Below are 13,920 nucleotides of genomic sequence, written 5' to 3' on the forward strand. Positions count from 1 at the left end.
TAATTTTTATAGGCTTAAAGTATCACGCTCTTTGTCGTTTTAAAATCTTATATCTTGAACTTAGGTTCGAAATCTCAAACAAACCCTAGGTATATTTCACTTATTCTATGGCACAATGAGTTTCAGTTTTATTGACCATGATAAAATGCAGATAGCGACATTAAATATGGAGAGATTAAGATGGAAAAATACGTAGGCTTAATGTCAGGCACGAGTTTAGACGGTGTAGATGCCGTATTAGTTGAAACCAACGGTACAGAAATTACACTTCTCGGTCACGCAGATTACCCAATGGATGCTCAATTAAAATCCGATGTATTGTCTGTTTGTACTGGGCAAGCCACCAATTTAAAAATGATTGGGGAAATAGATCATCGCTTAGGGCATTTATTTGCAGATGCGACCTTACATTTACTCAACACTCTCTCTGTTGATCCTGCCAGTATTACTGCGATTGGTAGCCATGGACAAACGCTCTTTCACTCCCCTGATACTCAATACCCATTTACGACTCAATTAGGAGATGCCAATATTATCGCGGCGAAAACGGGAATTAATACGATTACCGATTTTCGTCGCAAAGACATGGCGCTTGGTGGTCAGGGCGCACCATTGGTTCCTGCATTTCATCACACTTTATTTGGCAAGCCAGAAAGTACACTTATTGTGCTAAACATTGGCGGTATTTCTAACATCTCGATTCTTCAAAAAAATTCGCCAGTCATTGGTTATGATACTGGCCCTGGTAATATGTTGATGGATGCCTGGATATATGAGCATAAGCAAAAGAATTATGATCACAATGGTGAATGGGCTCGCCACGGCATTATCATTAATCCATTATTAAGCAAACTAAAACAACACTCGTATTTTGCTCGACCTTATCCTAAAAGCACAGGGCGTGAGTTGTTTAACTTAGAATGGTTTACTCAATACATTGAAAATCAATCCTATAAAGCACAGGACGTACAAACAACTTTATTAGAATTTACCGTCACGACCATTGTTGACCAAATAACTAAGTTTCGCGTTGGTAGCGAAACCAAATTACTGGTATGTGGTGGTGGCGCGCATAATCAATATTTGATGGAACGATTGCAACACCACCTTCCTAAGTGGGCAGTATCCACCACCAACGACTACAATGTAGATAGTGATAACATGGAAGCGATGGCCTTTGCTTGGCTTGCTCACCAACGCGTTCACGACCTAGCAAGTAATGAACCGGATGTTACCGGTGCTTCACGTTATGCAAGTTTAGGTGTAATCTATCCGGCGTTTTAAATACAAATAAGAATAATTACTAAGTAGTCCCTTTATGCATATTTCAGCTCAACTACAGCCAATTTGGCACAGCAAAAAGTCATCCGATCCATGCCATACTTTAGAAGAGCAATTGGCATGGCTGCGCAATGCTGACGATAATATTAAACTTAAAACCTCTGATCCAAAGAAGATACAGAAAGATCATCTAGCTTTAAATCAATGGTTACCACAACACTTACATTCTGCCATTGAGTTGTTTGCTAAAAAGAATGAGGTTAATCAAAACGTTGCGGCTTCTATGTGGCTAAAATCGTTTAACAACCAATTTTTCACCAGTTTGGTGGCTCTGCGTCTAAAGTTCAATCGTGTTCCTATTATTCAGTTTAATGATATTTTCATTTCAACCCCAAATGGTGAGAAAATAAAATTATTACAAATTAATAAACACTGCCCTTTTGTTTGTCTTTCTGATGATCCTCTTTCTTCTGAGTCTCAAGCGACAACCGTAAGCAATCATGAAGAGCTGGATCTGGCCTTTACGCACCTTTTACAACAAGTCGGCGGTGGATTAAGCGTTCTCTTTGAACAAGAAAAATTGAAACATCGACCATTTTGGGGGGCCGTATCGTTAGCTGTCAGTGTTTTCTTTATGCGTTTAACCGAAAATGGCATATCCCATAAACAAGCGAATGATATTGCCCCAGAAGCCGATAAATGGGTCGACAACATCATGCCAGATATAGGCAAAGGATTGGCTCATGTTCGAGTGGCAGAAAATACAACTCAAGCCATTTTGTATGTGCAACGCGAAACCTGTTGCATGAAATACAAAATCGATGGCAAGAAGAATTGCGCGACATGCCAATTACTTGATGAAGACAAACGTCACAAGAAAAACATCAAACGGATCCCTTCTAAATAATACGCATCTTATCAATGGTAATGTGTCGGTCATTTTACTGACACATTACTTTTATAAATCTTAAATAAAACTTACATCAATCTTTCATATAGTTTTTTTATCTTAGATACCAAGCAAACAATTACACCAAAACGGATTGTTTTGGTTACTTTAAAGGTATGGAATCTAATGAAAAAATTACTACTATCAACCGCTATATTGTCGTCTCTTGCATCAACTTCACTTTTCGCTGCAACCGTTTATGATCAAGACAACACTCAATTGAAAGTTGGTGGCAGAGCCGAAGCACGAGCGAATATATCCGACAATAATGAAACAATAGACAACAGCTCATTTAAAGATAAAAGTCGTGCACGTATTAATTTAAAAGGTAAAACAAAAATCAATGAAAGCTTAGGTGCCTTTGGTACTTATGAAGTCGAAATTGGGAGTGGTAAGAATAATACGGTAAATACCCGTTACTTATTTGCAGGCTTAAGCACTACCGTTGGTAATTTCTCTTACGGCCAACAAGATTCAGCGCAAGTTATGCTGACTGATTACACCGATATTCTTGCTACGTTTGGTGGTGATGCTGCCGATTTAACGACAGGTAACCAAGATAAGCGTGAAAACAACTTCTTATACTCTGGTGAATTTGATGCGTTAACAGTGCAAGCAAACTACATTGCCAGCAATGAAAAAGACGATGATAGCTTTGGTATTTCTGGTATGTATGCTTTGCCTATGGGATTGGACTTTGGCCTAGGTTACACATCAGGACAGCAAGCCTCTGCAGGCTTAAATTCTGTCGATGCCGACCAAATAAATCTCGCGATTCGCTATACAGTAAATGCCTTCATGGTATCAGGCTTATTTACTACTGGTGAAATCGATAATAAAGACGCCAATGGTTACGAACTGGCTGCGGCTTATAAACTCGACCAATGGGTTTTCCAGGGCGTATATAACTTTCAAGACGTAGACAGTACCGATACAGAAAACAATGTGGCTATTGAAGCCATTTACAAACTCAATAAAAGTTTCCGTACTTATGCAGGCTACAAATTTGAACAAATCGACAATAAAGACGACCAACTGCAATTTGGCCTACGTTACGATTTCTAAGTAAAATCGTTAACAATAATAAACTTTAGTACTCTGGGTGGAGGCTAAATACAAATCCGAAACGGTTATTTTACGGTTTCGGATTTTCATTTTGGCACATCGAACCAATTTCTGTTATAACGTAGCCTCAAATCACTATTTAACGGTTAATCATGAAATTACTAGTTCGCAATTTACCTCGTACAATGACTGAATATGAATTAAGAGAAATGTTTAAAGCTCACGGTTCTCTTGGTTATTGCACATTAGTTTTAGACGAAGCGACTGGCGAATCTAAAGGTTTTGCCTTTATTGACATGCCAAACGATGAAGAAGCTCTAGCCGCTATCGAAGCTGAAAATGGTAAAAAGTTTGATAAAGACAAAATTCGCGTAAAAGCAGCAGAATAATTTCTTTATTTTGTATCTAGTGATTCAAATATCATGGCTCTCAAGCTGATATTTGAATCACTTATTTTGTTCACCTATTCCCCTACAAACTCTGCTAATTAGATAAGATGATGCCAATGTCTGATCCTTGCTTTACTTCTTTTTTACACCCTCTCGATAGCTACTCTTTACCTGATCGATTCACTTTCCCGTTTTACTATGAACCGCATCCATTATGCGAGCTAGCAGCTAATCAGTTACAGGGTCACTTGATATCCCAAACAGAATGGCAACACAACTTTGGATTAGAAGAAAGCAACGATAAAGCCATTGGTAAAATGTTTGGCGTATTGCTTGTACGCCACCCTTCTGGTGAAGTCGGATTTTTGTCTGCTTTTTCAGGAAAAGTGGCTGACAGTAATCACCTGCCTCATTTTGTTCCGCCTGTTTTTGATATGCTTGAAGATGATGGTTTCTTTAAAACAGAATTAGCTGAAATTACTGAAATTAATACCGTAATAAAACAGAAACAAGCAAATCCATTACTTACTGATTTAACCCTTGAACTACAAAAAGAAACGGTTCTTTCTAAGGAAAAACTTGAAGCTCAACGCCAACGGATGATCGATGGAAGAAAATCACGAAAAGAACAACGAGCAGAGGCAGAAAGAAAAGTTAAAGATGGCTCTCAAGAAGTATTAGAGCAATTAAAAATACAGCTTGGCAAAGAAAGTGTACAAGAAAAAAACACACTAAGAGATTTAAAAATCTTTTGGGATGAAAAGATACATCATATTCAGCATCAGCTAGATGTATTAACTAGTGAACTGTCTAATTTCAAGACAGCGCGTAAAAATCTATCTAACGGATTACAAAAGAAACTGTTTCAACAGTACAAATTCTTAAATACATATGGTGTAGTAAAAGATCTTAATGATATCTTCAAAGAAACACCGAATCATATCCCCCCTGCAGGTTCAGGTGAATGCGCCGCCCCAAAATTACTTCAATACGCTTTTGCTCATGGTTTTACACCTTTAGCCCTAGCTGAGTTCTGGTGGGGTATCGCTCCTAAATCAGAAATACGTCAGCATAAAAAATTCTATGCCTCTTGCCAAAGTAAATGTTTGCCTATTTTAGGCCATATGCTTGATGGGATAGATATGGATGAGAATCCATTACTAATAAACCCAGCAGAAGGAAAAGACATAGAGGTGATATATGAAGATGAGTTTATGCTGATCATCAATAAACCGGCTGATTTTTTATCGGTTCCAGGGAAGAATATCCATGATTCTGTTTACTCCAGAATAAAGCAACGTTACCCAAATGCTACGGGTGGTTTAATTGTTCATCGTTTGGATATGGCGACATCCGGTTTGATGGTGTTGGGGTTAACCAGTAAAGCGCATAAACGACTGCAAAAACAATTTATTAATCGCACGGTTGAAAAACGTTACACGGCACTTATTGATGGAGTATTAAAAGAAGATAAAGGGACAGTTACTCTACCGTTACGTGGTGACTTATATGATCGCCCTCGTCAATTAGTTTGTTTTGAACATGGAAAAACAGCAGACACTACTTATCAAGTAATTGAGCGTAAAGGCAATAAAACCAAAGTATATCTTTACCCTAAAACCGGTCGCACGCATCAATTACGAGTGCATTGCGCTCATCATTTAGGTTTAAATATGCCTATCGTGGGTGATGATTTGTATGGGAAGAAAGCAGAACGACTTCATCTTCATGCTGGTTATTTGGCTCTTTCCCATCCTATGACTAAAGAAGCAATGACATTTAATGTTGAGGCGGAGTTTTAATATGACACAACATCAATTTATCCGATTCTCGACGAACATTGATCAGTATTCATTACCTGCGAATTTTACGTTCCCATATTTCTATGCCCCTCACCCATTAGCGTTACTAGCAATGAGTGAGCTACAGCATTACCTAGGCACTCAACAAGAATGGCAATACGACTTTACTGCTATTGGACACATGTTTGGTGTGCTTGTCGTTAAAAACCAACAAGGAGATATCGGTTATTTATCTTCTTATGCCGGAAATGAGTTAACTAATCATAAAATAGACAGTGACACTCCTAGTCTGTTTGTCGATGCAATTGTTGACCATCACTATTATCAGCCTTACTTTGCTGAAAAAACACAACATATTAATACGCTTCGCCAGCATATATCTACATTAAAAAGCACCCCCGCATTTATTGCGCTTACTGAAAAATTGGCGTTAAAAAATGCAGAAGCTGAGCAAGAAATCACTGCATTTCAACAATCAATGGCAAAAAGTAAGAAGGAGCGTAAACAATTACGCACAGAAGCAGAATCAAACCCTGCATCACCAGTAAACACAACACAACTTGAAGCGTTAATTCACGATCTTGGTAATCAAAGCAGCCGAGAAAAAAGAGAATTAAAAACCTTAAAAGACCAATGGAAAGCGCTTCTTGCAGAATTAACGATTCAACATAATACGATGCTTACTTCGATTGCTCAGCAAGAAAATGAATGCGAACAACTATCTGAAAATCTAGACATGGAAAAGTTACGAGCTTGCCAATTTACAAACAAATTGGGCTCAACAAAAAGCTTATATGATTTATTCACTGCAGTTGATGAATCGTCTCCAATTTCACACTCAAGTGAAGAGAATGCACCAAAATTACTTCAAGCGGCCTTTAAAATGGGACTAATCCCTTTAGCGCTCGGAGAGTTTTGGTGGGGGGCGTCACCTTATGAACAAATTAGACAACACAAAAATGTCTATCCTGCCTGTCAAAGTAAGTGTTTTGAAATCTTAGAACACATGCTTGAAGGGATAGAACTGGATGATAATTCATTAAAACAAACGCCCTCTTATGAAAAAGATCTTGAGATCGTTTATGAAGATGAGGCTATTGTTATCGTAAACAAACCGGCTGAGTTTTTATCTGTTCCTGGTAAATTCATTACCGATTCGGTACAGACGCGTATTAAAGCTCGCTATCCAGAGGCAACCGGTCCATTAATAGTACACCGCTTAGATATGTCTACTTCAGGGCTATTAGTATTAACATTAACGGCAGAAACAAATAAACAAGTACAAAAGCAGTTTATTGAACGCACTGTCGAGAAACGTTACACCGCGCTGCTTGAAGGTAATATTGAGTTAAATGATGGCATCATTAATTTACCTCTCACTGGTGATTTAGAAGACAGACCACGACAAATGGTAGACCATAAGCAAGGCCGAAAAGCAGAAACCACTTTTCAAGTAATAGAGCGAAACAACAACCAAACAAAAGTCTACCTTTATCCAAAAACAGGTCGAACTCACCAGTTGCGCGTACATTGTGCTCATCAAGCGGGTTTAAATACCCCGATTGTTGGCGATGATTTATACGGATTTAAAGGTACAAGATTACATTTACATGCCGGTTATTTGAAATTTCGTCACCCTGTCACAAATATTGAGGTTAGTTTCGATATTGAGTCTGAATTTTAACCTTATGTAATTACTAATAAACGAACATCTTTGGTGTTCGTTTATTTATTGACTATCGAGAACTTAAAGATTGCTTTTTTCTATAAAACCGTTATTTTCTCTGCTTATTAATTGGTTGTATGACCATAATCTCAATACCTAATTAAGTACTGGTATTTTTTGTAGAAAGAACCAATGAAACATAAAAATCGGCTATTGATAGCATTACTCCATTGCCTTCAAATAAAATGGGATAAATTGTTCCTGCACTCTAAGGTATTCGTAGAAAGCCCCTAACGAAACATATTTAAAAATATTTATGCACTTAGCTATGAGTGTGATTACCTGTCTGTTTTATAAAGATTAATGCATTATGTTTAAATATACTCCCCGAATTGACTATGCTTTACTGATTGCGATTTTACTATTAATGTTACTTGGTACTCTCACGGTTTGGAGCGCAAGTGGGTTTAGCGAACCTATGTTAGAACGACACCTGATCCGAGCTTTGATAGCCGTTGGATGTATTGTTGTTATGTCATCTATTTCACCGCGAACCTATGAAAGAGTAACCCCCTACTTATATGGTTTAGCCGTTATCCTATTATTGGGAGTAATTATTGCTGGCGACAGTACTAATGGCTCTCAACGTTGGTTAATCATTGGTCCCATTCGATTTCAGCCATCAGAGTTAGTTAAAGTTGCAATTCCATTAATGGTCGCTTGGATTTTAGTTGCTGATGCTGGTCGGCCAGACATTAAAAAAATCGCAGTGTGCTTACTTGTCACAGCAGTTCCTGCAGGATTGATTTTCATTCAACCGGATCTTGATGGAGCCATTTTTACGATCATCTACGCCTTATTTGTGCTTTATTTTGCTGGTATGAGTTGGAAAATTATAGGCTCTTTTCTTGGGGCAATTGCGGTAATAATACCAATTCTATGGGTTTTTATTATGGAAGCCTATCAGAAAAAGCGTGTTACTCAGTTCCTTGATCCCGAATCAGATCCGCTTGGCGCTGGTTATCAAATAATCCAATCCTTAATTGCGATTGGGTCCGGCGGTATTCGAGGAAAAGGCTGGGCAAATGCAACCCAAGGTCAACTGGGGTTCATACCAGAAAGTCATACGGACTTTATTTTTTCTACTTACGCTGAAGAGTGGGGCTTTTTTGGTTGCGTGCTTTTATTAAGCCTTTACCTTTTTATTACTGCTCGTGTTATTTGGTTGGCTTATCAGTGTGATTCGTCATTTAATCGCTTAGTTAGTGGCACCTTTGCGCTCAGTTTCTTTTTATATGCCTTTATTAATATGGGAATGGTTAGTGGGATATTACCTGTTATGGGAAGTCCTTTGCCCTTCTTTAGTTATGGCGGCACAGCAATGATCACACAGGGTATTTGTTTTGGGATTATTATGTCTTTGTGTCTAAATAAGTCATATAAACCGTAATGCACTAAAAAGCTATTATAATATTTATTATTAACGTAAATATTTATAGTGACTTTATCAATAAGTTATCATAATCTCGATCTTCCTAGTCACACCCATTGGTTTGATATTACATTTCGAGCTACTTATGACAAATACGATATCTATCGGCGCATTAGAATCTTTTTTAATCGCTATTTCAGTGCTTTCCCTTGGTCACTTCATTAACTCAAAAGTTGGCGTATTTAAAAAATACAACATCCCCGAGCCCATTGTTGGTGGCCTAATTGTTGCTTTTTCTATTACTGTTTTACACTTCCAAGGTGTGAGTCTTGAGTTTTCATTACCTTTACAAAATACGTTTATGCTGATGTTTTTCAGTACGGTCGGTCTTGCAGCTAACTATACGCAGTTAATTAAAGGTGGTACTAAAGTTTTCTTATTCTTAGCGGTCGCTTCTTTTTATATTATTATCCAAAATGCGGTAGGTGTTGGACTTGCTAGTGCAATGGGATTAGACCCCCTACTTGGTTTAATTGCAGGTTCAATTACTTTATCGGGAGGTCATGGAACCGGTGCCGCTTGGTCTCAAACCTTTGCTGATAGTTATCATTTAAACACTTTAGAATTAGCGATGGCTTCTGCTACGTTTGGCCTGATTATGGGTGGATTAATTGGCAGTCCTATTGCTCAAAAATTGATTCAAAAACATAATTTAGAATCAGAATATGGAACGGGTGTTGATACTCATACTCGCTTCCCTGAATTAGTGACTTACAACGAACGAGAAGAAGATAAAGTTACAGCAAAAAAAGTTATTGAAATGCTGTTTATTTTATTGCTTTGCGTCGCTGGCTCTCAACATTTAAGTCACTTTGTAAGTAGCTTTGGTGTATCGTGGCTGAAAATACCTGATTTTGTTTACGCCTTATTTATTGGCGTTTTTATTACCAATCTTTTTGAAGTCACTAAAGTTCGTAAAATTGATACCGTTACAGTCGATATTCTAGGCACCGTTTCTTTATCTTTATTCTTAGCGATGGCTCTTATGAGCTTGAAACTTTGGAATATTTTTGACCTTGCTATTCCATTCTTAATTATTTTATCTATTCAAACTGTGGTTCTCGCGTTGTTTTCTTATTTTATAACTTTCAGAGTTATGGGTTCAAACTATGATGCGGCAGTAATAGTTGGTGGACATTGTGGTTTTGGATTGGGAGCAACCCCTACTGCAGTGATGAATATGGGGTCGTTGGTATCTAGATTTGGTCCGTCTCCACAAGCCTTTATGGTCGTACCTATTGTGGGTGCCTTCTTTATTGATATAACTAATTTAATTATACTTCAAGCTTATATTAGCTTTATTGGTTGATGCTTTTTTGAGTAAAAATATGTGGTGTTAGTTACTTAACTTTATAAATAACGATCACAATTTGAGATGTGGTCGTTATTATCAAGAAAAACAATATGAAGTTTTTATGACAATGAATATTTTTGGTGACTTTAACAATAAGTTACCTTACTCTCGGACTACTTAACTTCATTAAGCTAACTACTTATCTTTCGTCTGGAGAATGGCGATGTTTGATTCATTTTTTTCGATTCTAACTGCTTTATGGCAACAAGATTTCGCAATATTACAAAATCCAAGTAGTGTCACAATGATTTACTTTTGCCTGATATTATTCATTTGGTTAGAAAGTGCATTTATTCCAGCAGCTCCCCTTCCTTGTGATAGCGTTGTTATTCTTGCAGGTTCACTCGCAGCTGAAAGTGTTATCAGTTATCCCGTGATTGCTAGTGGTCTTATTATGGCGGCTGCGATTGGAAGTCAGTTAGCATTTATTCAAGGCCGTTGGTTGCATAAATTTCCCACTATTCAAAAGTGGATAAATGCGGTTCCTGCTCATCGGTTGCAAACTGTAGATTCTTTATTGGCTAAACATGGTTTAATTGCTTTATTTGCTGCTCGATTCATTCCTGTGGTTCGCCCCCTTTTACCATTAATGATGGGCTTAAGAATGCAAAAATCAGCACGATTCCACTACTTCGCTTGGATGAGTTCTATTATTTGGATTTTATTACTTACCGGTTTTGGTTATTCTCTTTCCTTTTTACCAGAAAAGTTATCTAAATATATTACAATGGCTTTAATGGCTGCTCCTGTTATTACATTAACGATTGCTATAGGCAGTTTTATTAGTGGTTATTGTTTGAAAAGATATCGTCGTAAGAGATTGTATTAGTAGAATAAAAATGTCATTAGATACTTATACGGACTCAGTGGGTTAGATAATTATCCTGAGTCCGGTATCTATTGTTATTACTTTGATTTTTAATAGATACTACAGTAAAGCTAGACCGCTACAAATTTGTAGCGATCCTTCGATCCCAAGAATAACCGACACACTTTGGTATAGATAAGAGAGTCAGTTGCCTATAAACTTCAAGCTCTCACACAATAGGCCAAGGTAACCACATGGGAAACCGATATAAGCAACTGCCACTAGGTGAAAGATACCAGATCGAAGTTCACTCAGTATTTCATCTCGTGAAATAGGAAAAATGCTTAAGCGAAGAAATAATTCAATTTCAATTGAATTATTACACTGCCCTATCGGCAGCTATTGTGCAGAACAAGCACATAGGCACGCTTTCCAAAAGCGACATTTGCAAAAAAAACACACTAAATGCAGTCAAAAAGACAAAGATATAATAAAGCTTCTTCTTGAAATAGGCTGGAGTCCTGAGCAAATAGCAGGAAGAATGAAAAAGGGAAATTCAGTATCTTGCAGTTCCATTTACAACCTAACAAAACGAGATAATTGGAAGGCTCTTCTACCTCGAAAAGGCAAAAGATATAAGCCACGTAAAGGCACGGAAGCAGGTGCAAAACTAATTCCTAATCGTATAGATATATCTCAACGCCAATCTATTGTTGATGAAAATGCAGAGCTCGGTCAGTGGGAAGGTGATACAGTATATGGTCAAAATGGGTATTTAGTGACTATGGTTGAACGAGTATCTAAGCTATTAGTTACGGGCAAAGTACGTAGTAAATCCAAAAAAGTCGTTACTCGCGGAATAATCGCATGATGAAGCCCTTTAAGGGGCTTTGCAAAACTATCACATTTGATAATGGCGGAGAGTTTTCGGGTCATGCTAAGATAGCTAAGCATCTGAACTGTGACATTTATTTTACTAAACCTTACCATTCCTGGCAACGAGGTTTGAATGAAAATACCAATGGTTTACTAAGACGTTTTTTCCCAAAGGGAATGGCCATTGGAGAACTTGCTGCAAAAGAGGTTAAACAGGCAGAGTTTTGGATTAATTCGAGACCTAGAAAGGCATTAAATTTTCTGAGTCCGAGTGAGTTTTTAAGCGGTAAGCGTGTGTCGGTTATTGTTACGATCTAGCATCCGATAGTTTCAACCATTCAGATTCTGAAGGCATTGTGGCAAATTCTTCGACGTTATCGCAGATAAATGCCTCATCCCAGTTTGCTCGCGAATTAACATAGACATGAGCCTTGATTGTTGTTTCTAAATCTTCGGACATCAATCCTGCTGGCACCCAATATTTATCTTTGCTTGAGCTAAGGTTCGGTACAGGGCTTCCACAACACTGGCAAAATTCCGATTTAAAGCCTGAACTTGAAACATAACGACCAATAGAATTTGTACCCGAAAGCCATTTGAAACTATCCGCTTTAACAATTAAAGCTGAATTCGATGACGACCCAGATACTTTGCGACAAAGCGAACAATGACACTGATAAATCGGAGGTAAGGCACCAGATAGCTCAAACGACACCTCGCCACACAAACAAATACCTTTCAAACTCAAACTCCCTTAATCAAAAAAGTACGCATAACATTTAATTATACCAACAACATTCGTAATGTCTTCCAAATATATTCCACCACCATAAAACCACCATAAAACCACCATATTTTACCTTAAAACCAATATAATAACTTATTTACCGACTAATAAAGTGACTAAAATATATGAAAACTTTTCGTATATCCCATTTTTTTAAGATCTCGCATGTAACTGATTAAATTAATATTTCCATTAAATTAATAACTACCTTACAAATATGCGAAACTAAGTTGTGAGAAAAGTATAGATGACTACACTCGCCTTATCATTCACCAAAATTAGTTATTATGGATATTCCATTAAACCTTAATCCAAGCTCACAACGCTTTACAGATCACTTACGTATTTTTATCCGTACGCGTGGCCTTGCTTATAATACAGAGAAACATTATATTTACTGGATAAGTAGCTTTATTCGTTATAAAAATTACACATCAAAAGATGAAATCGAAGCATTTGATATTCCAAGCTACCTTGATCACCTTGTCATAAAACAAAATGTATCACCTAATACGCAGAAAACAGCACTCAATGCATTGGTATTTTTATGCCGAGAGTTTCTAAACCAATCTGTTGATAATTTAGATTTTAAACGGTCAAAAAAAGCTACGACACTCCCCACTGTTTTCACTCATACAGAAGCACTTGCTGTCATTAATAAGTTAAAGCATCCAATAAAATTAATCGCACAACTAATGTATGGTAGCGGACTAAGAATAAATGAATCATTGAGGCTGAGAGTTAATGATATCGATATAGACAAAAAAATAATTACGATTAAAAATGGAAAAGGCAATAAAGACCGTACATCAATCCTACCAGAAAGCATTATTGGCTCTATAAAAACACAACTTGATTTTGTTAAGCACCAACATAAACTCGATGCAATCGATGGGAACGATGAAGTTTATATGCCTCATGCATTAGCTGAGAAATACCCAGCGCAAGCCAAAAGCTATGGATGGCAGTATGTATTCCCATCACCTAGATTAAGTAATGATCCTCGTTCAGAAAAATATCGACGACATCACCTTCTGGATAGAACCGTTCAATCCGCGGTAAAAAAAGCAATCAATACAGTGGGAATAGATAAAAAAGCAAGTTGTCATACCTTTCGGCACAGTTTTGCAACTCGAGTATTAGAACGGGGGACTGATTTAAGAACGATACAAGAGCTATTGGGTCATTCTGATATCAAAACGACCCAAATTTATACGCATGTAATAGGTTTACATTTTTCAGGAACAAAAAGCCCTTTGGATTTTGATTAACCGATATTACATTTCATATTGGCGATGTTTTAGTGAGTAAACAATAGCTTTTACCGCTTTCGCCAAGAAAAAAACGGCAACGATAACAAAAAACTTACTTGATAGATAACCAGGAGTTACGTATGAAATAATTGCAAAAAAAGCACCAATAAGTGCAGATAACATCCACTCTTTTTGCAT

The 13,920-nt window shown here is 37.3% G+C and carries 12 protein-coding genes and 1 pseudogene; 11 read left to right on the plus strand and 2 right to left on the minus strand.

Annotated elements, in window-relative coordinates:
- The first annotated feature begins 180 nt into the window (after positions 1 to 180).
- The 10 genes and pseudogenes from A6E03_RS00600 to A6E03_RS19760 all read left to right on the plus strand — a co-directional run bounded on the left by A6E03_RS00600 (position 181) and on the right by A6E03_RS19760 (position 12,000).
- On the plus strand, positions 181 to 1,284 hold the full coding sequence (locus tag A6E03_RS00600) for an anhydro-N-acetylmuramic acid kinase (protein WP_065599953.1): 1,104 nt from the start codon (positions 181 to 183) through the stop codon (positions 1,282 to 1,284).
- Between the two features lie 34 nt (positions 1,285 to 1,318).
- Complete coding sequence (locus A6E03_RS00605; protein WP_065599954.1) at positions 1,319 to 2,188, plus strand: (2Fe-2S)-binding protein; 870 nt, start codon at positions 1,319 to 1,321, stop codon at positions 2,186 to 2,188.
- 168 nt (positions 2,189 to 2,356) lie between these two features.
- The gene (locus A6E03_RS00610; protein ID WP_065593081.1) at positions 2,357 to 3,295 is read left to right on the plus strand and encodes a porin; all 939 of its coding nucleotides are present in this window, start codon (positions 2,357 to 2,359) and stop codon (positions 3,293 to 3,295) included.
- Positions 3,296 to 3,447: 152 nt separating this feature from the next.
- Positions 3,448 to 3,684, plus strand: a complete 237-nt coding sequence (locus tag A6E03_RS00615) for an RNA-binding protein (protein ID WP_065593080.1) — start codon at positions 3,448 to 3,450, stop codon at positions 3,682 to 3,684.
- A 110-nt stretch (positions 3,685 to 3,794) separates the two neighbouring features.
- A complete protein-coding gene (locus A6E03_RS00620; protein ID WP_065593079.1) occupies positions 3,795 to 5,486 on the plus strand; it encodes an RluA family pseudouridine synthase in 1,692 nt (563 codons plus the stop codon).
- Between the two features lies 1 nt (position 5,487).
- Positions 5,488 to 7,170: an RluA family pseudouridine synthase gene (locus A6E03_RS00625; RefSeq protein ID WP_065599955.1), complete on the plus strand. Its 1,683-nt coding sequence runs from the start codon at positions 5,488 to 5,490 to the stop codon at positions 7,168 to 7,170.
- 352 nt (positions 7,171 to 7,522) lie between these two features.
- Positions 7,523 to 8,602: a rod shape-determining protein RodA gene (rodA, locus tag A6E03_RS00630; protein WP_065593077.1), complete on the plus strand. Its 1,080-nt coding sequence runs from the start codon at positions 7,523 to 7,525 to the stop codon at positions 8,600 to 8,602.
- 127 nt (positions 8,603 to 8,729) lie between these two features.
- Complete coding sequence (gene gltS / locus A6E03_RS00635) at positions 8,730 to 9,953, plus strand: sodium/glutamate symporter (RefSeq protein WP_065593076.1); 1,224 nt, start codon at positions 8,730 to 8,732, stop codon at positions 9,951 to 9,953.
- Positions 9,954 to 10,161: 208 nt separating this feature from the next.
- Complete coding sequence (locus tag A6E03_RS00640; protein ID WP_065593075.1) at positions 10,162 to 10,827, plus strand: DedA family protein; 666 nt, start codon at positions 10,162 to 10,164, stop codon at positions 10,825 to 10,827.
- Positions 10,828 to 11,060: 233 nt separating this feature from the next.
- Positions 11,061 to 12,000 (plus strand): annotated as a pseudogene (locus A6E03_RS19760) (IS30 family transposase).
- Here the strand turns inward: A6E03_RS19760 and A6E03_RS00655 are convergent.
- Entirely contained in the window at positions 11,990 to 12,409 is a 420-nt protein-coding gene (locus A6E03_RS00655) for a GFA family protein (protein WP_255310558.1), read from the minus strand. The pseudogene A6E03_RS19760 and the gene A6E03_RS00655 sit on opposite strands and share 11 nt — an antisense overlap.
- A 347-nt stretch (positions 12,410 to 12,756) precedes the next feature.
- Here A6E03_RS00655 and A6E03_RS00660 point away from each other — a divergent pair, with 347 nt between their 5' ends.
- Positions 12,757 to 13,740: an integron integrase gene (locus A6E03_RS00660; protein ID WP_065599959.1), complete on the plus strand. Its 984-nt coding sequence runs from the start codon at positions 12,757 to 12,759 to the stop codon at positions 13,738 to 13,740.
- A gap of 6 nt (positions 13,741 to 13,746) precedes the next feature.
- Here the strand turns inward: A6E03_RS00660 and A6E03_RS19955 are convergent, their stop codons facing one another.
- Positions 13,747 to 13,920, minus strand: a complete 174-nt coding sequence (locus A6E03_RS19955) for a hypothetical protein (protein ID WP_141676959.1) — start codon at positions 13,918 to 13,920, stop codon at positions 13,747 to 13,749.

This window comes from Aliivibrio sp. 1S128 (assembly GCF_001691065.1).
Classification (GTDB): Bacteria; Pseudomonadota; Gammaproteobacteria; order Enterobacterales; family Vibrionaceae; genus Aliivibrio.